The sequence below is a fragment of the Pseudomonas sp. R3.Fl genome (genome assembly GCF_023516765.1).
GTDB lineage: Bacteria > Pseudomonadota > Gammaproteobacteria > Pseudomonadales > Pseudomonadaceae > Pseudomonas > Pseudomonas citronellolis.
Window position 1 is genome coordinate 1730521 of the sequence record NZ_JAMGSO010000001.1, and the last position, 20917, is coordinate 1751437.

At 68.5% G+C, this 20917-nt stretch carries 17 protein-coding genes and 1 tRNA gene; 10 read left to right on the plus strand and 8 right to left on the minus strand.

The genetic code is table 11. The features are described 5' to 3' along the window. Positions 1–65: 65 nt before the first annotated feature. The 3 genes from M8R19_RS07295 (at position 66) to M8R19_RS07305 (ending at position 4052) form a co-directional block, all read left to right on the plus strand. The gene (locus tag M8R19_RS07295) at positions 66–1220 is read left to right on the plus strand and encodes an aromatic ring-hydroxylating oxygenase subunit alpha (RefSeq protein ID WP_249917439.1); all 1155 of its coding nucleotides are present in this window, start codon (positions 66–68) and stop codon (positions 1218–1220) included. Positions 1221–1231: 11 nt separating this feature from the next. Then, positions 1232–2893: a choline dehydrogenase gene (locus M8R19_RS07300; RefSeq protein ID WP_249917440.1), complete on the plus strand. Its 1662-nt coding sequence runs from the start codon at positions 1232–1234 to the stop codon at positions 2891–2893. A gap of 112 nt (positions 2894–3005) precedes the next feature. Next, positions 3006–4052, plus strand: coding sequence for a GlxA family transcriptional regulator (locus M8R19_RS07305; RefSeq protein ID WP_116423087.1), 1047 nt, complete (start codon positions 3006–3008; stop codon positions 4050–4052). On the opposite strand, the gene M8R19_RS07310 is transcribed toward M8R19_RS07305, so the two are convergent. Next, entirely contained in the window at positions 4040–4789 is a 750-nt protein-coding gene (locus M8R19_RS07310) for a class II aldolase and adducin N-terminal domain-containing protein (protein ID WP_249917441.1), read from the minus strand. The genes M8R19_RS07305 and M8R19_RS07310 overlap by 13 nt on opposite strands. 365 nt (positions 4790–5154) lie before the next feature. Here M8R19_RS07310 and M8R19_RS07315 point away from each other — a divergent pair, with 365 nt between their 5' ends. Genes M8R19_RS07315 through M8R19_RS07325 form a run of 3 tightly spaced genes read left to right on the plus strand, consistent with a single transcriptional unit; the run spans position 5155 to position 7106 of the window. Then, positions 5155–5952 carry an energy transducer TonB gene (locus M8R19_RS07315; RefSeq protein ID WP_074981508.1) on the plus strand — a complete coding sequence of 266 codons (798 nt, stop codon included), beginning with the start codon at positions 5155–5157 and terminating at the stop codon, positions 5950–5952. Positions 5953–5983: 31 nt separating this feature from the next. Next, positions 5984–6703: a MotA/TolQ/ExbB proton channel family protein gene (locus M8R19_RS07320; protein ID WP_058490881.1), complete on the plus strand. Its 720-nt coding sequence runs from the start codon at positions 5984–5986 to the stop codon at positions 6701–6703. 1 nt (position 6704) lies between these two features. Beyond that, positions 6705–7106 (plus strand): ExbD/TolR family protein, encoded by a 402-nt coding sequence (locus tag M8R19_RS07325; protein ID WP_009616955.1) that lies wholly within the window; start codon positions 6705–6707, stop codon positions 7104–7106. Positions 7107–7815: 709 nt separating this feature from the next. On the opposite strand, the gene M8R19_RS07330 is transcribed toward M8R19_RS07325, so the two are convergent. The 3 genes from M8R19_RS07330 to M8R19_RS07340 all read right to left on the minus strand — a co-directional run bounded on the left by M8R19_RS07330 (position 7816) and on the right by M8R19_RS07340 (position 12008). Next, positions 7816–9426, minus strand: coding sequence for an arylsulfatase (locus M8R19_RS07330; protein ID WP_249917442.1), 1611 nt, complete (start codon positions 9424–9426; stop codon positions 7816–7818). A gap of 153 nt (positions 9427–9579) precedes the next feature. Continuing rightward, entirely contained in the window at positions 9580–10407 is an 828-nt protein-coding gene (locus tag M8R19_RS07335; RefSeq protein ID WP_249917443.1) for an ABC transporter ATP-binding protein, read from the minus strand. Continuing rightward, the gene (locus tag M8R19_RS07340; protein ID WP_249917444.1) at positions 10404–12008 is read right to left on the minus strand and encodes an ABC transporter permease; all 1605 of its coding nucleotides are present in this window, start codon (positions 12006–12008) and stop codon (positions 10404–10406) included. The genes M8R19_RS07335 and M8R19_RS07340 overlap by 4 nt, the downstream gene beginning before the upstream one ends. A 241-nt stretch (positions 12009–12249) precedes the next feature. Between M8R19_RS07340 and M8R19_RS07345 the strand changes: the two genes are divergently transcribed. Then, positions 12250–13311, plus strand: a complete 1062-nt coding sequence (locus tag M8R19_RS07345; RefSeq protein WP_249917445.1) for an ABC transporter substrate-binding protein — start codon at positions 12250–12252, stop codon at positions 13309–13311. Positions 13312–13525: 214 nt separating this feature from the next. Here the strand turns inward: M8R19_RS07345 and M8R19_RS07350 are convergent, their stop codons facing one another. Next, complete coding sequence (locus M8R19_RS07350) at positions 13526–14446, minus strand: LysR family transcriptional regulator (RefSeq protein ID WP_249917446.1); 921 nt, start codon at positions 14444–14446, stop codon at positions 13526–13528. A 346-nt stretch (positions 14447–14792) separates the two neighbouring features. Between M8R19_RS07350 and M8R19_RS07355 the strand changes: the two genes are divergently transcribed. The 3 genes from M8R19_RS07355 to M8R19_RS07365 all read left to right on the plus strand — a co-directional run bounded on the left by M8R19_RS07355 (position 14793) and on the right by M8R19_RS07365 (position 19254). Continuing rightward, positions 14793–17189: a TonB-dependent receptor gene (locus M8R19_RS07355; protein WP_249917447.1), complete on the plus strand. Its 2397-nt coding sequence runs from the start codon at positions 14793–14795 to the stop codon at positions 17187–17189. A 60-nt stretch (positions 17190–17249) separates the two neighbouring features. Then, on the plus strand, positions 17250–18152 hold the full coding sequence (locus M8R19_RS07360) for a TauD/TfdA dioxygenase family protein (protein WP_249917448.1): 903 nt from the start codon (positions 17250–17252) through the stop codon (positions 18150–18152). A 217-nt stretch (positions 18153–18369) separates the two neighbouring features. Beyond that, a complete protein-coding gene (locus tag M8R19_RS07365; RefSeq protein WP_116423079.1) occupies positions 18370–19254 on the plus strand; it encodes a TauD/TfdA dioxygenase family protein in 885 nt (294 codons plus the stop codon). Positions 19255–19308: 54 nt separating this feature from the next. Here the strand turns inward: M8R19_RS07365 and M8R19_RS07370 are convergent. The 3 genes from M8R19_RS07370 to queE form a co-directional block, all read right to left on the minus strand. Continuing rightward, a tRNA-Lys gene (locus tag M8R19_RS07370) sits at positions 19309–19384 on the minus strand. Between the two features lie 59 nt (positions 19385–19443). Beyond that, positions 19444–20118: a 7-cyano-7-deazaguanine synthase QueC gene (gene queC / locus M8R19_RS07375; protein ID WP_074981488.1), complete on the minus strand. Its 675-nt coding sequence runs from the start codon at positions 20116–20118 to the stop codon at positions 19444–19446. A gap of 24 nt (positions 20119–20142) precedes the next feature. Further along, positions 20143–20790, minus strand: a complete 648-nt coding sequence (queE, locus tag M8R19_RS07380; protein ID WP_024128550.1) for a 7-carboxy-7-deazaguanine synthase QueE — start codon at positions 20788–20790, stop codon at positions 20143–20145. Positions 20791–20917 lie beyond the last annotated feature (127 nt).

The window sequence follows — 20917 nt, forward strand, 5'->3', positions numbered from 1 at the left end:
CGCTCCCCTAGATTGCTCTACAGCGAGCCCCCATCCCGAGGGGCGCGGCCTGGAGGAAACCAGACATGCAATCCGTCGAGCAGATCAAGCAGGGCACCCGCGTCGAAGGCTGGGCCGAGCAGCGCCCGGAGGAAGCCTTCACCCTCCCCTCGCGCTATTTCTTCGACAAGGACATCTTCGCCGCCGAGCGCGACCGCATCTTCATGAGCGCCTGGCACCTGGCCGGGCACCGCAACGAGTTCGCCGAGCCCGGGCAGTTCGTGGTCTGCGACATCTTCGACCAGAGCGTGGTGGTGGCCTGCGGCAACGACGGCAAGGTCAACGCCTTCCACAACGTCTGCCAGCACCGCGGCAACCGCCTACTGGACGTGCGCCGCGGCGCCGATACCCGGGTGCTGCGCTGCGCCTACCACTCCTGGTGCTACGAGATGGACGGCAGCCTGCGCGGCGCGCCGCGCAGCGAACGGCTGATCGCCTTCGACAAGCAGCAGTTCAACATCCCGAAACTGCGCGTCGAGGAACTCGGCGGCTTCGTCTACTTCAACTTCGACGCCGAGGCGCCGTCGATGGCCGAGCTGTTCCCCGGCGCCGACCAGGAAATGCGCGAGGTCTTCCCCGACCTCGGGCGGATGCGCCTGATCGAGGAGCAGGACGTGATAGTCCCGGCCAACTGGAAAGTCATCATGGACAACTCCATCGAGGGCTACCACTTCAAGCTCTCCGGGCCCTGCCACATAGATCTGGCCAGGCTCATCGATTTCAAGGGCTACCGCTTGAGCAAACGCGACAACTGGTGGACCTACATCGCCCCGGCCAACCTCGCCGCCGAGGAAGCCTACGGGGTGCCGCTGAACGGCCCGCGCAACCCCGACGAACGCTTCTTCAACATCGGCCTGTGGCCGAACAACACCTTCTATACCTTCCCGTTCTCCGAGTTCCTCGGCACCTTCGTCATGATCCCGCTGGACGCCGAGCGCTCGCTGCTGCGCTTCGGCTACTACAGCCCCCACGAGACGGTGCCGGAGGTGTCCCACGCCTGCATGAAGTGGATGAACGAGGAACTCGGCCCGGAAGACATCGAACTCAACGTCAGCGTGCAGAAGGGCCTGCATTCCCTGGGCTACGACCAGGGCCGCTACATGATCGACGCCGAGCGCAGCAACGAGAGCGAGCACCTGGTGCACCACTTCCACAAGCTGGTGTTCGACGGCATCCGCTGAGGAGACAGGCCATGCTCGCCACGCAATACGACTACATCATCGTCGGCGCCGGCTCGGCCGGCTGCGTGCTGGCGCGGCGCCTGGGCGTGGACCCGGCGCTGCGCATCCTGGTGCTGGAGGCCGGCCCGGTGGACCGCAGCTGGACCATCGACATGCCCTCGGCGGTGGGCATAGTCGTCGGCGGCACCCGCTACAACTGGAGCTACGCCAGCGAGCCGGAGCCCTGGCTCGACGGCCGGCGCATCGGCACCCCGCGCGGGCGCACCCTGGGCGGCTCCTCGTCGATCAACGGCATGGTCTACGTCCGTGGCCACGCCCGCGACTACGACGGCTGGGCCGCGCGCGGCTGCGCAGGCTGGAGCTACCGCGAGGTGCTGCCCTACTTCCGCCGCGCGCAGAGCCATCGCGACGGCGCCGACGCCTACCGCGGCGGCGACGGGCCGCTGCACGTCACCCCCGGCGATACCTCGCCGCCGCTGTGCCAGGCCTTCCTCGACGCCGGCCAGGAGGCCGGCTACGGCTACAGCGCCGACCTCAACGGCCAGCGCCAGGAAGCCTTCGGCCCGGTGGACCGCACCACCCGCGACGGCAAGCGCTGGAGCACCGCCCGCGGCTACCTGGCCGAGGCCCTGGCCGGCGGCAACGTCACGGTGGCGACCTCGGCGCTGAGCCGGCGCATCCTCTTCGACGGCGCTGCGGCCTGCGGCGTGGAGTTCGAGATGGACGGCCAGCTGCGCCAGGTGCGGGCACGCCGCGAGGTGCTGCTGAGCGCCGGGGCGATCAACTCGCCGCAACTGCTGATGCTCTCCGGCATCGGCCCGGCCGAGGACCTGCAGCGCCTGGGCATCCGCCCGCTGCTCGACCTGCCCGGCGTCGGCCAGCGCCTCAACGACCACCCGGACACCGTGGTGCAGTACCGCTGCAAGCGCCCGGTGAGCATCTACCCCTGGACCCGCGCGCCGGGCAAATGGCTGGTGGGCGCGCGCTGGTTCGCCCGCCACGACGGCCTGGCGGCGAGCAACCACTTCGAGGTGGGCGCATTCATCCGCTCGCGGGCCGGCATCGAGCATCCCGACCTGCAACTGACCTTCATGCCCCTGGCGGTACAGCCGGGCAGCGTCGACCTGGTGCCCGACCACGCCTTCCAGGTGCACATCGACCTGATGCGCCCCACCAGCCTGGGCAGCGTCACGCTCGCCAGCGCCGACTCGCGCCAGGCGCCGCGCATCCTCTTCAACTACCTGAAGACCGCGCGCGACCGCGAGGACATGCGCGCCGGCGCCCGCCTGGTGCGCGAGGTGCTGGCGCAGCCGGCGATGCGCGCCTTCGCCGGCGAGGAACTGGTGCCCGGCGCCGACCAGCTCAGCGATGCGCAGCTCGACGCCTGGGCGCGGCGCGTCACAGAAACCGGCTACCACGCCAGCGGCACCTGCAAGATGGGCCCGGCCGGCGACGCCCAGGCGGTGGTCGACGCGCAACTGCGCGTGCACGGCCTGCGCGGGCTGCGGGTGGTGGACGCGTCGATCATGCCGGAGATCGTCAGCGGCAACACCAACGCGCCGACAGTGATGATCGCCGAGAAGGCCAGCGACCTGATCCTCGGCCGCGCGCCGCTGCCGCCCAGCGACGCGCCGGTGTGGCTGCACCCGCGCTGGCGCGAATGCCAGCGCTGACGCGGCCCTTGCCAAACCCGGCCGACTGCCTTTGCATAGAGGCCGTGGGCCTTTCCCCTCCACGAGGCGCCGGCCGAAGCAGCCGCCGCCCAGCACAGTGCCGGATGCAGCCATGACCCTCACCGAACGCGCCGACTGGCCGCCCCTCGCCCGCGAACCCCAGCGCATCGGCATCCTGCTATTGCCGTGCTTCTCCAACTTCGGCCTGGCGGCGCTGATCGAGCCGCTGTCGATCGCCAACTGGCTGGCCCAGCGCAAGCTGTTCGACTGGACCCTGCTGTCGCTCGACGGCAAGCCGGTGCCGGCCAGCAACGGCCTGCTCGCCGCCGCCCAGCAGGGCATCGGCGAGCCGGGCGAGTTCGACGTCTGCGCAGTGATCGCCAGCTTCGACGTGCACCGCCACGCCCGCGACGCCGCGCTCAAGGCCTGGCTCAAGCGCCAGGCGGCGTTCGGCGCGGTGCTGATGGGCATCGAGACCGGCAGCGAGCTGCTGGCCGCCGCCGGCGTGCTCGACGGCCACCCCGCCGCGGTGCACTGGGACAACCTGCAGGGCTTCCAGGAAAGCTACCCGCGCGTGCAGGCCCGCGCGCAGCTCTACTCGGTCGGCCGCAAGCGCCTGACCTGCGCCGGCGCCACCGCGGTGCTGGACATGATGCTGGGCTGGCTGGAAGGAGTGGCCGGCGCCGGCCTGGCCCGCGAGGTGGCGATGCACATGCTGGTGGAGCGGGTGCGCGAACCCCAGGTCGGCCAGGTGACCGGCTTCCAGCACCGCCTGCACGCCCAGGCCGGGCGCCTGGGGCGGGCCATCGCGCTGATGGAACAGCACCTGGAGGAGCCGCTGAGCTGCGAGGCGCTGGCCGCGCGCGTCGGCCTGTCGCGCCGCCAGCTGGAACGGCAGTTCATGCAGCACACCGGGCTGACGCCGCTGAAGTACTACCTGGCCCTGCGCCTGGCGCGGGCCCACAACCTGCTGCAGCAGACACGCATGAGCGTGGCCCAGGTCGCCGCCAGCGCCGGCTTCGGCTCGCTGGAGCACTTCTCCCGCGCCTATCGCGCGCGCTTCGGCTGCACGCCGAGCAGCGACCGCTCGCAAAGCCTGGAGGCACCGGTCATGCGCCAGCCCCTGGCGCATGACCATCTGCCGGCTCAGCTGCGGTAGTCCGGCTCCTCCTCATCGAGGATGCCCTGCAGCGCGGCGAAGTGGCGGCGGGCGAAGTCCGGGTAGTCCAGCCACTGCCGCGCGGTCTTGCGCGCCACCGCGTCGCTGGCGATGCGCAGCGGGCGGCCGCTGGCCAGCGCGGTGAGGTAGACCTCGCAGGCCCGCTCGAAGTAGTACAGGTCGTCGAAGGCCTGGGCCACGCTGGGCGCCGCCACCAGCACGCCGTGGTTGCCCATCAGCAGGATCGGCTTGTCGCCCAGTTGGCGGCTGACGCGCTCGGCCTCGTCGCCCAGGCCCATGCCGTCGAAGCCTTCGTCGATGGCCACGCGCTCGAAAAAGCGCATGGAGTTCTGCTCGATCGGCGGCAGCCGTGAATCGGCCAGGCAGGCCAGCGCGGTGGCGTACTTCGAATGCACGTGGAGGATGCAGCGGGCGTGCGGATGGCGCCGGTGCAGCGCGCCGTGCAGGGCCCAGGCGGTGATGTCGGGTGCGTCGGGGCGCTCCAGCGCCGATGGGTCGTCGGCATCCAGCAGCAACAGGTCACTGGCGCGGACGCGTGAGAAATGGCGGCCGTAGGGGTTGATCAGGAAGCGCCGGCCGTCCTCGGACACGGCCAGGCTGAAGTGGTTGGCGATGGCCTCGTGCAGGCCCAGGCGCGCGGCCCAGCGGAAGGCGCAGGCCAGCTCGGCGCGGGCCTGGGCATGGGCCTCGGGAAAGGCGATGGCTTCGGTGTGCATGGCGGCGGCTCCTCGACACGGGCGCACCCGGCGGGCGCGCATCCGTTGGCCCCGAGTCTAGGGAGCGGGGCGGCGTCGGCTTGACGCGATGCGACGGGCCCTGTCGCGAAGGCTCTGGAACGGGCGTCGGCACCCAGCCCTGCGGGCATATTTTTCATGCCGCAAAGGCATGAAGGCCTCCGCCGGATCGGCCAAGCCCTAGTGCCACGCCACCTGCAGCGATCCGCGCGAATCTATTATTCCTTAAGGAAATTTAAATAAGGCAAACAATTACTTTAATAGCTAAGGCGCTCCCTCAATCATCCAGCCCGTACCCGGCGCCTCCACGGTGCCGCGCTTTCGCCAGAAACCCGAGGAGATCGTCCATGGCCAACCCCCAGCCCGCCGTCGCGCAGGACCCGCTCCTGCGCCACGCGCCCGGTGGCGATATGGTCGAGCTGGGCCGGCCGCTGCGCCCGCCCCTGCAGCTGGTGCGCCACGTGCCGGCGAAACACAACGTGCTGGGCCGCCGCGAAGCGCTGCTGCTCGGCCTGCTGGTCCTGACCCTGCATGGCTCCGTGGCCTACTGGCTGAGCCAGCAGCCCACGCCCAAGCTGCCGGAGGTGCCGCCGCAGGTACCGCCCATGACCATCGAATTCAGCGCCCCCACCCCGCCGGTGGTGGAGCCGCCACCGCCCGAGCCGACGCCGCCGGTAGTGGAAGAACCGCCGCCGCCCGTGGTGGACGAGAACGCGGTGAAACCGCCGCCGCCCAAGCCGATCCCCAAGCCCAAGCCGAAACCCGTGGCCAAACCCAAGCCGGTGGAACAGCCGCCCGCGCCGCCCAAGGCGGAGACCCCGCCGGCACCGCCCGCGCGCCCTGCTCCGCCGGCGCCGGCCCCGGTCACGCCGCCCTCGGCCCACGCCGGCTACCTGCACAACCCGGCGCCGGAATACCCGGCCCTGGCGCAGCGCCGCGGCTGGGAAGGCACGGTGCTGCTGCGCGTCCACGTGCTGGCCAGCGGCGGCCCGAGCGAAATCCAGGTGCAGACCTCCAGCGGCCGCGAGGCCCTCGACCAGGCGGCGATCAAGGCCGTGCAGCGCTGGAAGTTCGTACCCGCCAAACGCGGCGACGTGGCCCAGGACGGCTGGGTCAGCGTGCCCATCGACTTCAAACTGAATTGATCTGCGACGAGTTCGCACAGGAGAGAACCCCATGAGTCTGCCCCTCAACCCCGTGGAATCCGTCGAAGGCGCGGTGATCTGGCTGCTGGCCGGCTTCTCCGTCCTCACCTGGAGCCTGGCCCTGGTCAAGGGCATCCAGTTCGGCCGGCAGAAATCCCAGGACCGCCGCTTCCAGAAGCAATTCTGGGGCGCCACCAGCCTCGAATCGGCCGGCGAGCAGTCCGCCGGCCAGCCCGGCGCCGGCGCCCGCGTGGCCCAGGCCGGCTTCGCCGCCATCCAGGTGCCGGACGGCAACCAGCATGACCTGGCCCAGTCGATCAACCACCAGGACCGCCTGGAACGCGCCCTGCGCCAGCAGATCCAGCGCGAACGGCGCTCCCTGGAATCGGGCCTGGCGGTGCTCGCCTCGATCGGCTCCACCTCGCCCTTCATCGGCCTGTTCGGCACCGTGTGGGGCATCATGGAAGCGCTCAAGGGCATCAGCGCCGCGGGCTCGGCGAGCCTGGAAACCGTGGCCGGCCCGATCGGCTCGGCGCTGATCGCCACCGGCGTGGGCATCGCCGTCGCCGTGCCCGCGGTGCTGGTCTACAACTACTTCCTGCGCCGCCTGAAGCTCACCGCGGCCGACCTCGACGACTTCGCCCACGACTTCTACAGCCTCGCGCAGAAGAGCGCCTTCCGCGTCATCGTGCACCCCGCCACGGCCCGCAAGCCGGTGGCCGGCGGCAAAAGCGTGAAGGAGGCGAGCTGACATGGCCTTCTCGACCCAGGACAGCGACGAGGTTCTTTCCGAGATCAACGTCACCCCGCTGGTGGACGTGATGCTGGTGCTGCTGGTGGTGTTCATCGTCACCGCGCCGCTGCTGACCAACGCCATCCCGATCAACCTGCCCAAGACCGAATCGGTGGCCCCGCCGGAGCAGAAGGACCCGCTGGTGGTCAGCATCGACGGCGCCGGCAAGTGGTTCATCAACAAGGACGAGATCCAGCCCGAGCTGCTGCAGGGCAGCCTGGAGGCGGCCAAGGCCAAGGAACCTGAACTGCGCGTGCAGTTGCAGGCCGACGAGGGCGTGAACTACGGCCAGGTGGCCAAGGCCATGGCCTCGATCGAAAAGGCCGGGATCACCAAGCTGTCGGTGATCACGGCGCGCTGAGAGGCTCGTTGCAAATACCCCATCGAAACATCCGTGCTTCCAGGTCGCTTTCTTCAACTCAGGCAGGGGAAAGCGGCCTTTTTTTATCTTCGAGAAAGAGCCCTGGGTATGCCGCGTTTCCCCGTAGGAGCGGACCTTGTCCGCGATAGCCGGACATCCCGGCGCGATTCGCGGATAAGATCCGCTCCTACCGTACAGGCAGGCACGGCTTCTCGTAGGAGCGAGCTTGCTCGCGAATGAGCCCCTCTGCGGAGTCTGTTCGCGAGCAAGCTCGCTCCTACGAAGAGCACCTCGGCGCTGGGACGGGAGTCCCGCCGTTCCCAACGACGAATCACCACGGATGGAGTCCCGGGAACGCCACGTTCCCCGTAGGAGCGGACCTTGTCCGCGATAGCCGGGCATTCCGGCGCAATTCGCGGATAAGATCCGCTCCTACCGTACGGGCAGGCACGGCTTCTCGTAGGAGCGAGCTTGCTCGCGAACACACTCCGCTGCGGAGGCTTATTCACGAGCCCCGTAGGATGGGTTGAGCGAAGCGATACCCATCACCATGGCCCGATGGGTATCGCAAGCTCAACCCATCCTACGAAAAGCACCTCGGCGCGGCCGACAAGACAGTTGCTCCTACAACTGTGCCTCCCTGGTACCGCGGACTACAAAACAAAAGCCCCGGGCATCGCTGCCCGGGGCTTTTTCGTCGCTCAGCGCATCACTTCACCAGGAACGGCGAAGCCCCTTCCACCACGCCGGTCTCGTTGACGTACTGCTTCCAGTGCTCGATCAACTCCGCCAGCTTGCCCGGCTGGGCCTCGGCCAGGTCGTGGATCTCGCCCGGATCCTTGCCCAGGTCGTACAGCTGCCAACTGGCCGGCCCCACCGGCGCGGGGATGTACACCGCCTTCCAGTCGCCCTGGCGGATGGCGCGCATGCCGAACAGCTCCCAGCCGGTCACGGTCTTCTCGTCGTGGGCGCGTTCGGTCTCGCCGGAGAGCCAGCCCAGCCAGGACTTGCCGCGCGGCTCGGCGACCTCGCGGCCGCGCCAGCGCTTGCCCGGGTGGCGCACGCCGGCCAGGTCGAGGAGTGTCGGGGTGATGTCCATGACGGTGGCGAACTGCTCGCTGATCACGCCCTGGCGCGCCAGCTGCGGGTAGCGCACGAAGGCCGGCACGCGGATGCCGCCCTCGGTGGTGAAGGCCTTGAACAGCCGCGACGGCGCAGTGGCCGCCTGGGCCCAGCGCGGGCCGTACCAGACGTAGGAATCGGCGCGGCCAATGTTGTCCAGGCTGTTGTCGTAGTGCTGGTCGAGGAAGCCCAGCAGGTCCGGGCCGAACTTCGGGAAGGCTTCCAGCAGCGCGCCCTCGGCACCGTTGTCGGACATGAACAGGACGAAGGTGTTGTCCAGCTCGCCCTGCCGGCGCAGGTAGTCGACCACCCGGCCGATGTTCCAGTCCATGCGCTCGACCATCGCCGCGTAGACCTCCATGGCCCGCGCCGACTTGGCCCGCTCCTCGTCGCTCAGCGTTTCCCACTCGCGGCTGATGGCGACCACCGGGTGCGCCTCGACGTCGTGCGCCACCAGACCCAGGTCCTTGAGCCGGGCCAGGCGCTCCTGACGCAATGCCTCGGGGCCGGCGTCGTAGCGGCCGCGGTACTTGTCCACCACCTCCTTGGGCGCCTGCAGCGGCCAGTGCGGCGCGGAGAACGGCAGGTAGGCGAAGAACGGCCGCGCCTGGTCGCGTTCCTTGAGGTACTGCAGCAGCTTGTCGCCGAAGGCGTCGGAGGAATAGAAGCCCTCGGGCAGTTGCTCGACGAACCGGTCGTCCTCGATGTAGAGCGCCGGCGTGCCCTTGAGGATGCGCGGCGTGCTTTCGTCGTAGGGCGGCTCGTAGCCGTAGTGGTTGGCGGCGCCGGGCAGCAGCGAGAAGGAACGCTCGAAGCCGCGCGCGTGGGGCGCCTGCTCGGCCTTCAGGCCCAGGTGCCACTTGCCGGCCATCAGCGTCTGGTAGCCGGCCTCGCGCAGCAGTTCGGGCAGCGCCACCACGCGGTCGTTGAGGTAGCCCTCGTAACCGGGCTTGCCTTCCAGCTCCGGCGTCAGCGCCTCGGCCATGGTGCCGATGCCGGCGATGTGATGGTCGGTACCGGTGAGCAGCATCGAGCGCGTCGGCGAGCAGGTCGGCGCGGTGTGGAAGTCGGTCAGGCGCAGGCCGGCGTGGGCCAGGGCGTCGAGGTTGGGCGTGGCGATCTCGCCGCCGAAGGCGCCGATGTCGGAGAAGCCGAGGTCGTCGGCGACTATCACCAGGAAGTTGGGGCGTTTGCTCATGTCGGGACTCGGAGAGTTGGGAGGTTTCATGTAGGAGCAACTGTCTTGCAGGCCGTGCCGGGGGCTCTTCGTAGGAGCGAGCTTGCTCGCGAATGAGCCCCGCAGCGGAGTCTGTTCGCGAGCAAGCTCGCTCCTACGAAAAGAAGAGGCGCCTCAGCAGGCGATGAACTCGAACGGCAGGTTCTCCACCCGCCTGGGCTGCGGCGCGAGGTAGTCGCCATCGCCGGTCAGCTCGTGCAGCAGTTCCTCGCGCAGGCGCAGGAAGTCGAAGCCGCCGCGCTCGCGCGGGTGCGCCAGGGGCACCTCGACGATGCGCTTGATGCGCCCCGGGCGCGGCGCCATCACCACCACGCGGTCGGCCAGGAACAGCGCCTCCTCCACGTCGTGGGTCACCAGCAGGGTGGTGATGCGCTCGCGCTCGCGGATGCGCAGCAGTTCTTCCTGCAACTGCTGGCGGGTCAGCGCGTCGAGGGCGCCGAAGGGTTCGTCCAGCAGCAGGATGCGCGGGCTGGCCACCAGGCCGCGGGCGATGGCCACGCGCTGGGCCATGCCACCGGAGAGCTGGTGCGGGTAGGCGCGGTTGAACGCGGACAGGCCGACCAGTTCGAGGTAGTCGGCAACCTTGCGCGCCCTGCCCTCCTCGCTCAGCGGCTCGTTGACCAGGCCCAGGGCGACGTTCTGCTCCACCGTCAGCCAGGGGAACAGCCGGTGCTCCTGGAACACGATGCCACGCTCGCCGCCGATGCCGTCGATGGCCCTGTCGCCGATGCGGATCTCGCCGCGGTACTCGCGGTCCAGGCCCACCAGCAGGCGCAGCAGGGTGGACTTGCCGCAGCCGCTGGCGCCGACGATGGCGATGAACTCGCCCTCGGCGATGTCCAGGTCGAAGCGCTGGATGGCCTCCAGTTGCCGGCCGTCCACCGGGAAGCTCTTGCCGACCTGGCGGAAGCTCACCAGGGGCGCGGAAGTGAAAGCGTTCATGCGTGTCTCCAGCGCGTGGCGCGCGCTTCGATGCGTTGTCCGAGGGCGCCGAGCAGGGCGCCGGTGAGGCCGACCAGGAGCATCCCGGCGCTGACCAGGTCCATGCGGAACAGCTGCTGGGCGCCGATCATCAGGCTGCCGATGCCGCCGTCCGAGGGCATGAAGTACTCGGCGCCGATGGCGCCCAGCCAGGCGTAGATCAGGCCCAGGCGCAGGCCGGCGAAGATCGACGGCGCCGCGCCCGGCAGCACCAGCCGGCGCAGGCGCTGCCAGGGCGACAGGCGCAGCGCTCGGGCGGCCTCGCCCAGTTGCGCCGGCAGGCTGGCGATGCCGCGCTGGGTGGCCAGCAGCAGCGGGAAGAAACTGGCCAGGGCGACGAACACCACCTTGGCCGCCTCGCCCAGGCCGAACCAGGCGGTGAGCAACGGCACCCAGGCGAAGATCGCCACCTGGCGCAGAGCCGAGAACGACGGGCCGAGCAGGCGCTCCGCCGGGCGCCACAGCCCCAGCGCCAGGCCCAGCAGGAAGCCGGCGCCGCCGCCCAGCAGCAGACCGAGCAGGGAACGCTGCAGGCTGGCCAGCAAGGCCGTCGGCAGGCTGCCGTCGAGCAGGCCGCGCCAGGTGGCCTCGACCACCGCGGCGGGGCTGGCGAGGATGGCCGGGTCGACCCACTGGCCAACGCTCGCCGCCTGCCACAAGCCGACCAGCGCCAGCGGCAACAGCCACGGCTGCAGGCGCTGCCAGCCCTGGCCGCGGACGCCACGGCGGAACTCGCCGGCGGCCTGCTGCGGCCAGTGCACCAGGCGCCGCTCCAGGGCCTGGATGCCCTGGTCCATGGCCGCGCCCACCAGGCCGACGACGAGGATGCAGACGAACACCACGTCGAGCATGAACAGTTGGCGGCTCTGCACCATCAGGTAGCCGATGCCCTCGCTGGAGGCCAGCAGCTCCACCGCCAGCAGCGAAGTCCAACCCTGGGCCAGGGCCAGGCGCACGCCGGTGAGGAAGGCCGGCAGCGCCGCCGGCAACAGCAGCCGGCGCACCAGCAGCGGCGGCGGCAGGCGCAGCACGGCCGCGGCCTCGCGCAGCCTGGGCTGGGCGTCGCGCACGCCGACCAAGGTATGCAGCGCCACCGGGACTATCACCGCCTTGACCAGCACCACCAGCTTGAGCAGTTCGCCGATGCCGAAGAACAGCATGAACAGCGGAATCCAGGCCAGCGTGGGGACCTGCGCCAGGGCCAGGAAGGTCGGCAGCACGAAGCGCTCGGCGCTGCGGCTGAAACCCAGCCAGGCGCCCAGCGCCGCGCCGCTGGCGATGCCGGCGAGCAGGCCCCAGAACAGCCGCTGCAGGCTGATCCACAGCTGCTGCCAGAGCTCGCCGGCGAACAGCTCGCGGGCGCTCTGCCAGACCAGCGCCGGCGCCGGCAGTATCTGCGCGGACATCCAGTGCTGGGCGGCGGCCAGCCACCAGAGAACAAACAGGCTCAGCGGCAACAGCCAGGGCAGCAAGCGTGGAGCGATCAGCGCCAGCCGCTGCGATGCGGCAGCGCTTGCGGTGGGGTACGCAAGCAAGGCGAGTGCCTTAGAAATATTCTTCATTGGAATATGAAAAAATCTATCAATGCATTTATGAGCTAAGAAACCCCATTTAAGGGAAGCCTCTCCTGCGCAGCCAATGCATTCGACGAATATTTTTTATGCCTTGCGTGCATTCGCCCGGCAGCGCGGATGTTGGCTGACTTATCTCCATAAATTATTAAAAAATAAATTTTTATTATTTTATTAATCATCCGCGACCTGCCTTAGTGCCTCTCCCATTCCCCCGCAGGAGGCAGGCGCCATGAAGGCCCTCACCCACCAGTTGCTGTCGCTCTTCGCCGCCCCGGTGCTCGTCGGGCTGCTCGGCGCTTATGCCCCGTTCACCAGCGCCGCCGAGGCGCCGAAGGAAATCCGCATCGCCGTGCCCGACGTGGGCGCCGGGCAGAACCATTCCGGCGGCGGCCTCGTCGACGTGCTCTACACCCGCAAGCTGCTGGAGAAGGAGTTCGCCAACGACGGCATCCAGATCAAGTGGACCTACTTCAAGGGCGCCGGCCCGGTGATCAACGAGGCCTTCGCCAACGGCCAGGTGGACTTCGCCTACCTCGGCGACCTGGCCGCCATCATCGGCAAGGCCAGCGGCCTGGACACCCGCCTGCTGGCCGCCACCGGGCGCGGCGTCAACCACTACCTGGGCGTGCAGCCGGGCTCGGGGATCAAGACCCTGGCCGACCTCAAGGGCAAGCGCGTGGGCATCTTCCGCGGCACCGCCAGCCAGCTGTCGTTCGACAACGCCCTGGCCAGCGTTGGCCTGAGCGAGAAGGACCTGAAGGTCATCAGCCTGGACTTCAACGCCGCCCTGGCGGCCCTCGCGGCCAAGCAGATCGACGCCACCTGGGGCCTGGCCGGCCTCTTCGCCCTACGCGAGAAGGGCCTGGCGGAAATCCCCCTGAGCACCCGCGACCTCGGCGGCGCCGGCACCCTGCAAGCCGTACTGGTAGGCAACGGCGCCTTCGTCGACGCCCACCCGGAAATCACCCAGCGCCTGCTCAAGGTGGAACTGCAGGCCCTGGCCTGGGCCGGCGCCGAAGCCAACCACGCGGCCTTCATCGACCTGGTGTCGAACCAGGCCGGCTACCCGCCGATCGTCCTGCAGACCGAATACAAGGATCGCCCGCTGGCCGAGGCCCTGTCGCCGCAACTGGACGCCGGCTTCCTCGGCCAGCTCGACGCCTCGATCCAGGCGGCCAGGCAGTACGGCCTGATCCGCCGCGACTTCAAGGCCGCCGAGTGGGCCAGGCCGGACTACCTGGCCGGCGCCGCGAAGCTGGCCGCGGCGCAGCCGGTGGCGCAGGTGCAGTGATTGAGGCCGTAGCAGCCTGCGAGCTCGATCGCGGATAACGCCAATCCACCGTAGGGCGTATAACCGTTCGCGGTTATACGCCGCCTCACCCAAGCCCCCAGCCCACGCCCAGGTCAACCCCGGCGCCGCCTGGAATCAAGGCCAAACGGCGGATAACGCGGAGCGTTATTCGCCCTACGCCATACCCACCGTACGCCCCTCTCCCCGCAAACCTTCACGCCACCGCACTCCGCTCTTCCTCGTCCAACTCCACCAACATCTCGATCAACGCCCGCGCCGCCGCCGAAAGGCGGTAGCCGGTACGGCTGACGATCCCGCAGCGCGCCTGCAGGCTGTCGATGTTGTGCGGCAGGTTGCGCAGGTGCAGGCGCGTCACCTCGCCGTTGGCCAGCGCATGGCGCAAACCATCCTCGCTGCCCACGCCGATGGCATCGGTCTGGCTGACGATGCGCACCAGCGAGCCCAGGTGCTCGCACTGGATGTTCGCCTGCAGGTCGCTCTTGCCGCTGAGGTTGGCCAGCAGCTTGCGGATGCCCGGCGGCATCCGCGCCGAGGCCAGCGGGTAGGCGAACAGATCGTTGGTGGACAGGCTCTCCTTGGCCAGCAGTGGATGCCCGGTGCGGCAGAAGAAGAAGCCCCGGCGCGGGCTCAGCGGCCGTGTCTGGAAGCCGGGGTCGGCCTCGAAGTGGCGGATGTCGGCGATGAAGAATTCGATCTCGTCGCGCAGCAGGCTGCGCGACAGGCGCTCCCAGTTGTCCACCTGGAAATCGATCTGCAGCCGCGGATGCCGCTGGATCAGCCGCGCCACCGCATCGGGCACCAGTTTCTGCGCTGGCGCCGGCCCGCAGCCGAAGTGCAGCTCGCCGGCGTCCAGCTTGTTCAGCTGGGTGATTTCCTGGGTCAGGTTGGCCGCGCCCTGCACCAGGCGCAGCGCGTGCTGCAGCACCACCTGGCCTTCCGGCGTGGGGCGCAGTTCCTTGCTGCCGCGGTCCACCAGTTGGCAGCCCAGCTCCTGCTCCAGGCCCTGGATGCTGCGGCTGAAGGCCGGCTGGGTGATGCCCATGGCATCGGCCGCGCGGACGAAACTGCGGTGTTCGGTGAGGGCGATGAAGTAACGCAGTTGGCGCAGATCCATGATGCTTTACCGGCATTGAAAATATTGGACAAAGGCATTTGCCGTCGGGGATGCGCTGGTTTTAAATGCAAGCTCTTATTCCGTCAACGAAGAATAAAACTTAAATTTATTCTTTTAAGAAATAAGAATATGCCCCTCGACCAGGAGCCCCCAATGGCTTTGCACCCTTTCGCCCCACGCCTGCTGCCGGCACGAATGCTTCCCTCTCGCGGCTGTAGCCGCTGAGCCCCGGCGTCGCCGGACGACGCCCACCGATTAGAAGAGAGCCGTTTCCGCCATGCCCCGCATGGCGCGGCCCCCTGTTGCCCGCGATCCGCCGGGCAGTGCCTGATGCAAGGAAAAGACGATGAGCCAGAGTGCTTCGCTGCAAACCCCGTTCACGCTGCGCCCCGGCCGAACCCGGCCCGGCGCCCCCGACTATGCCCTGGCCCTGCTGCTCGCCCTGGGCGGCGCGCTGCCGCTGCAGGCCGCCGAGCAGGACGAGGCCAGCGCCACGCCCGAGGCCGCCAGCACCGCCGACAAGGGCACCAGCACCCAGGCCACCGCCCTGGGCAAGGTCACGGTCACCGCCCGGCGCCGCGAGGAAGACTCGCAGAAGGTACCCACGCCGATCACCGTGCTCGACGGCGCCACCCTGGAGAACCAGCGCATCACCAAGGTGCAGGACCTGCAGCAGGTGCTGCCCAGCGTCAACGTCGCCTACATCCACGCCCGCCAGTCGAGCATCGCCGTGCGCGGCATCGGCAACAACCCGGCCAGCGACGGCCTGGAGGGCTCCGCCGGGGTCTACCTGGACAACGTCTACCTGGGCCGCCCGGGCATGGCGGTGTTCGACCTGCTGGACATCGAGCAGCTGGAGCTGTTGCGCGGCCCGCAAGGCACGCTGTTCGGCAAGAACACCACCGCCGGCGTGCTGAACATCAGCACCCGTGCGCCGACCTTCACCCCCGAGCGCACGGTGGAGGTCTCCGGCGGCCAGGAAGGCTACTTCCAGGGCCGCGGCACCGTCTCCGGGCCACTCACCGACGAACTGGCCGGGCGCGTTTCCGCCTACCGCACGCGCAGCGACGGCTACATCACCAACATCCACGACGACAACAAGCTCAACGGCGGCGAGCGCCAGGGCATCCGCGGCCAGCTGCTGTACAAGCCCAGCGAGGACTTCAGCCTGCGCTGGATCAGCGAATACAACGAGGAGGACTCCAGCAACGGCAGCATGGTGGTCTACGGCGCCGCCCCGCGCTTCTGGCAGCGCGCTGCGCTGGTCGGCGCCTCGCCGATCGCCGATCCGGACCGGCACAAGGTCAACATCGACAGCCGCCAGCACGTCAGCGTGCACCAGGGCGGCAGTTCGGTGGAGGCCAACTGGAAGCTGGCCAACGACTTCACCCTGACCTCCATCAGCGCCTACCGCTTCTGGAACTTCACCCCGGCCAACGACGAGCAGTTGAACGTCTCGGCGATCCGCAACACCGGGGTGGCGGTGCGCGACCGCCAGTTCTCCCAGGAAATCCGCCTGGCCTCGCCCACCGGCGGCGCCTTCGACTATGTGGTCGGCGCCTACGCGTTCAACCAGAACCTGGGCAACAAGACCTTCACCGACTACGGCCCCTTCGCCGACAGCTACCTGCTGGGCACCAACCTCAACGCCCTGAACGACACCTCCAGCAAGGCCAACGGCAAGATCGAGACGGACAGCTTCGCGCTCTTCTCCCAGGGTACCTGGCACCTCACCGACAAACTCGACTTCACCGCCGGCCTGCGCGGCACCTACGAGGAGAAGGACGCCAAGGTGAAGCGCTACGCGCCGGTGGGCGGTGCGCCCGTGAGCGGCGCCGGCGCGGTGGTGCGCAACGGCCAACTGGGCGCCTACGATTCCGGCGACCTCAGCGTCTACAGCTTCGCCCCCTCGGCACTGCTCAGCCTGAGCTACCAGTTCAGCGACGAGCTGCTGGGCTATGCCTCGCTGTCCCACGGCGAGAAGTCCGGCGGGGTGAACCTGGCGGTGGCCAGCGCGCCGAGCGCCGGCGCCGACTCGCTGCTGGTCGGCCCGGAACGCGCCAACGATGCCGAACTGGGGATCAAGTCGACGCTGCTCGACCGCCGCCTGCAGCTCAACGCCAACATTTTCTGGACCGGCATCCACGGCTACCAGGCCACCACCCTGTACCAGCCGGCCGGCTCCACCCAACTGGTGCAGGTGCTGTCCAACGCCGGCAGCGTGCGCTCCCGCGGCCTGGAGCTGGAGGCCACCGCGCTGCCGCTGCGCGGCCTGACGCTGAACTTCAACGGCTCCTACAACGACGTCAGCTACCTGTCGTTCAAGGACGCCCCGTGCCCGGCCGAGATCAGCACCCAGCCCGGCGCCCCGGCCAGCTGCGACCTCACCGGCAAGCGCGTGGTCGGCGCCTCGAAATGGATCGCCAACCTCAACGGCGAATACAAGTGGCAGTTGGCCAACCGCTTCGAGCCCTACGTCAACGCCAGCTATTCGTACCGCTCCGAGGCCGAGGGCACCCTGGACGATTCCGACCTTTCGAAGATCCCCGGCTACGGCCTGGCGAACTTCTCCGTGGGCGTGCGCCACGACTTGGGCGACGGCCAGCTGGACGCCTCGGTCTGGCTGAAGAACGCCTTCGACAAGGACTACTACCTGGCCGCCTTCGCTAGCATCAACGGCTCCTACACCGCCTCGGTGGGCCAGCCGCGCACCCTGGGCGCCTCGGTCCGCTACGACTTCTGATCCCACTCGCCGCCCCGCGCGGCTCCTTGCAGTACCACCTACAGCAATGAGGAACACGAGATGAGCAACGCAGCACAAGCCATTCGACCCGCCGTACAACTCGACATCCACCCGGTGGCCGGGCGCATCGGCGCCGAGATCCGCGGGGTGACGCTTTCCGGCCAGCTGGACACGGCCACGGTCGAGGCCATCCAGGCCGCCCTGGTGAAGCACAAGGTGATCTTCTTCCGCGGCCAGAGCCAGCTCGACGACCAGGGCCAGGAAGCCTTCGCCAAGCTGCTCGGCGAGCCGGTGGCGCACCCGACGGTGCCGGTGCGCGACGGCACCGAATACCTGCTCGAACTGGACGGCGCAGAAGGCCGCCGGGCCAACTCCTGGCACACCGACGTGACCTTCGTCGAGGCCTACCCGAAGGCCTCGATCCTGCGCAACGTGGTGGCCCCGCAGGCCGGCGGCGACACCATCTGGGCCAACACCGCGAGCGCCTACGACGACCTCAGCGACGAACTCAAGGCCCTGGCCGACAAGCTCTGGGCGGTGCACAGCAATGAATACGACTACGCCGCCATCAAACCCAACGCCGACCCGGCGCGCCTGGAGCAGTACCGCAAGGTGTTCACCTCCACCGTCTACGAGACCGAGCACCCGGTGGTGCGCGTGCACCCCGTCAGCGGCGAGCGCAACCTGCTGCTGGGGCACTTCGTGAAGCGCCTGAAGGGCCTGTCGCAGCACGACTCCCAGCACCTCTTCGCGGTACTGCAGAGCCACGTCACCCGCCTGGAAAACACCGTGCGCTGGCGCTGGCAGGCCGGCGACGTGGCCATCTGGGACAACCGCGCCACCCAGCACTACGCGGTGGACGACTACGGCACCCAGCCGCGCATCGTGCGGCGCGTGACGCTGGCCGGTGAGGTACCGGTGGGGGTGGATGGGCAGCGGAGTCGGACTGTCAGGAAAGCCTGAAAGCACAGCAAGAGCCCCTCTCCCTAACCCTCTCCCTGAAGGGAGAGGGGACCGTTCAGAGTACTCGGATATTTCAGAGTCAGCCGGCAGCACCGTTGGTTTCCGACTGAAAGCATTCCTTCTCTCGGCACGGACAAGCCCCCTCTCCCTTCAGGGCGGGGCGCGCAGCCGAGGGCTGGGGACAGGGCAACCCAAACCCGATACGGAGCACCCAAGCATGAGCCAATCCTCCGCCCTGAAGATCACCCCCGAACCCTTCACCATCATCCCCCTCGACGCCCCGCTGGGCGCCGAAGTCCGCGGCCTGGACGCACGCCAGCCGCTGACGCCCGAGCAGATCCTGGCGATCAAGCAGGCCCACCGCGACCACCACATCCTCATCTTCAGGAATCAGCAACTGGACGATCGGCAGTACCTGAACTTCGCCACCCTGTTCGGCGCGGTGTTCCAGCCGCCGGCGGACGTGCCGGTGCTGTCTTCCGGCGCCGATGGCAAGGCCCCGGACATCGTCAAGGTGGCCAACACCGGCGATGGCGAACTGGGCAACTTCGCCCTGCCCGCGCACATCGACCACCAGTGGACGCCGCTGCCCTCCTCCGGCTCCTTCCTCTACGCGCTGGAAGTGCCGAGCCAGGGCGGCGAAACCCTGTTCACCAACCTGGCGCTCGCCTACCAGAGCCTGGACGCAGCCACGCGCAAGGAAATCGACGACCTGCGGCTGGTCAGCTACAACCCCTTCGTGCGCCTGAAGAACGGCTATTCGGGCGGTTTCGTCACCTACCGCACCCCGGACATCGAGCCGATCCAGGGCACCGAGCACCCGCTGGTGCGCACCCATCCGGAAAGCGGCAAGCGCGTGCTCTACCTCAGCGTCCACACCGAAGTGGAAATCCCCGGCCATGAGCCGCAGCAGGGCAAGGCCCTGGTCGAGCGCCTGCGCGCCCACCTGCAGAAGCCGGAGCTGATCTACAGCCACAAATGGCAGGTCGGCGACATCGTCTGGTGGGACAACCAGGCCACCCTGCACGGCCGCAACGCCTTCCCGGCCAGCGAGCGGCGCCGCCTGAAGCGCATCAGCCTGGGCGGCAGCCGGCCGTTCTGAGTTTCCCGCGGGCAAAGAAAAAGCCCCTGGCCGATGGCCAGGGGCTTTGCGAAGTGGTGGGTCGTGTAGGATTCGAACCTACGACCAATTGGTTAAAAGCCAACTGCTCTACCGACTGAGCTAACGACCCAACGCGAGGCGTATAATACTGATTTCTAACGCAAAAACAACACCTTTACGAAAAATTTTTCAGAAATATCGCGTAGGGTCTGAAATTCCCGCCGCGGCGAAGCCTTCGGCGCGCAGACGGCAGCTGTCGCACTTGCCGCAGGCGCGGCCTGCGTCGTCCGCCTGGTAGCAGCTCACGGTGAGCGCGTAGTCCACGCCGCGGGCCACGCCGGCCTGGATGATCTGCGCCTTGGAGAGGAACTGCAGCGGCGCCTGGATGCGGAAGCCATCGCCTTCCACTCCCGCCTTGGTGGCCAGGTTGGCCATGCGCTCGAAGGCCTCGACGAACTCGGGGCGGCAGTCCGGGTAGCCGGAATAGTCCACGGCGTTGACGCCGATGAAGATGTCCCGCGCACCGAGCACCTCGGCCCAGCCCAGGGCCAGGGAAAGGAACACGGTGTTGCGCGCCGGCACGTAGGTCACCGGGATGCCCTCGCTGGGCGCCTCGGGCACGGCGATGCTGCTGTCGGTCAGCGCCGAGCCGCCGATGCCGTTGAGGTTCAGGCCGATGACCTTGTGCTCGACCACGCCCAATTGGCGGGCCACGCGCTCGGCGGCCTGGAGTTCGGCGCGGTGGCGCTGGCCATAGTCGAAGCTCATGCTGTAGCAGGCGTAGCCCTCGGCCTTGGCCATGGCTACCACGGTGGCGGAGTCGAGCCCGCCGGAGAGCAGGATGACGGCTTTCTTCTGAGTCATGTGGTTACCCTTCCCGTCCGCGTCTCAGCGGCCCGGTTCGTCGTTCCAGAGGATCTTGTGCAGTTGCATCTGGAAGCGCACCGGCAGGTTGTCGGCGACTATCCAGTCGGCCAGCTCGCGCGGCGCCAGCTGGTGATGACTCGGCGAGAACAGCACTTCGCCGGCGCGCTCGTCGAGGCGGTATTCGATCAGCTTGGACACCGCCCAGTCGTAGTCCTCGCGGGAGCAGAGGACGAACTTGACCTGGTCGTTGCCGGTGAGCTCGGCGATGTTCTCGTAGCGGTTGCGGCGCACCTCGCCGGAGCCCGGGGTCTTCAGGTCGAGCACCCGGCTGACGCGGCGGTCGGTGGCGGAGATGTCCAGCGCGCCGCTGGTCTCCAGGGATACCGAGTAACCGGCGTCGCACAGGCGCTGCAGCAGCGGCAGGCAGTTGGGCTGCGCCAGCGGCTCGCCGCCGGTGACGCAGACGTAGCGCGGCCGGTAGCCGGCGACGGTTTCGAGGATGCTGTCCAGGCTGCGGATCTCGCCGCCACTGAAGGCGTAGGCGGAGTCGCAGTACTGGCAACGCAGGGGGCAGCCGGTCAGGCGCACGAACACGGTCGGCAATCCGACGGTGCGCGCTTCCCCCTGCAACGAGTAGAAGATCTCGGTGATTCGCAGGGTCTGTTGCATATCAGCCACGGGCGTGACGGCTACACAGGCCATCCGCCTCCGTTGCGGTGTAATCGAACGAACGCCAGGCGTTCGGGAATTCCCGGGCGGGCAGACATCAGCCGAGCTGAAACCGCTCCGCGGCTCC

Excerpts from the sequence above, each read along its gene's own strand:
- M8R19_RS07295 (WP_249917439.1), top strand. The coding sequence starts at position 66 with ATGCAATCCGTCGAGCAGATCAAGCAGGGCACCCGCGTCGAAGGCTGG.
- M8R19_RS07300 (WP_249917440.1), top strand. The coding sequence starts at position 1,232 with ATGCTCGCCACGCAATACGACTACATCATCGTCGGCGCCGGCTCGGCC.
- M8R19_RS07305 (WP_116423087.1), top strand. The coding sequence starts at position 3,006 with ATGACCCTCACCGAACGCGCCGACTGGCCGCCCCTCGCCCGCGAACCC.
- M8R19_RS07310 (WP_249917441.1), bottom strand. The coding sequence starts at position 4,789 with ATGCACACCGAAGCCATCGCCTTTCCCGAGGCCCATGCCCAGGCCCGC.
- M8R19_RS07315 (WP_074981508.1), top strand. The coding sequence starts at position 5,155 with ATGGCCAACCCCCAGCCCGCCGTCGCGCAGGACCCGCTCCTGCGCCAC.
- M8R19_RS07320 (WP_058490881.1), top strand. The coding sequence starts at position 5,984 with ATGAGTCTGCCCCTCAACCCCGTGGAATCCGTCGAAGGCGCGGTGATC.
- M8R19_RS07325 (WP_009616955.1), top strand. The coding sequence starts at position 6,705 with ATGGCCTTCTCGACCCAGGACAGCGACGAGGTTCTTTCCGAGATCAAC.
- M8R19_RS07330 (WP_249917442.1), bottom strand. The coding sequence starts at position 9,426 with ATGAGCAAACGCCCCAACTTCCTGGTGATAGTCGCCGACGACCTCGGC.
- M8R19_RS07335 (WP_249917443.1), bottom strand. The coding sequence starts at position 10,407 with ATGAACGCTTTCACTTCCGCGCCCCTGGTGAGCTTCCGCCAGGTCGGC.
- M8R19_RS07340 (WP_249917444.1), bottom strand. The coding sequence starts at position 12,008 with ATGAAGAATATTTCTAAGGCACTCGCCTTGCTTGCGTACCCCACCGCA.
- M8R19_RS07345 (WP_249917445.1), top strand. The coding sequence starts at position 12,250 with ATGAAGGCCCTCACCCACCAGTTGCTGTCGCTCTTCGCCGCCCCGGTG.
- M8R19_RS07350 (WP_249917446.1), bottom strand. The coding sequence starts at position 14,446 with ATGGATCTGCGCCAACTGCGTTACTTCATCGCCCTCACCGAACACCGC.
- M8R19_RS07355 (WP_249917447.1), top strand. The coding sequence starts at position 14,793 with ATGAGCCAGAGTGCTTCGCTGCAAACCCCGTTCACGCTGCGCCCCGGC.
- M8R19_RS07360 (WP_249917448.1), top strand. The coding sequence starts at position 17,250 with ATGAGCAACGCAGCACAAGCCATTCGACCCGCCGTACAACTCGACATC.
- M8R19_RS07365 (WP_116423079.1), top strand. The coding sequence starts at position 18,370 with ATGAGCCAATCCTCCGCCCTGAAGATCACCCCCGAACCCTTCACCATC.
- queC (WP_074981488.1), bottom strand. The coding sequence starts at position 20,118 with ATGACTCAGAAGAAAGCCGTCATCCTGCTCTCCGGCGGGCTCGACTCC.
- queE (WP_024128550.1), bottom strand. The coding sequence starts at position 20,790 with ATGCAACAGACCCTGCGAATCACCGAGATCTTCTACTCGTTGCAGGGG.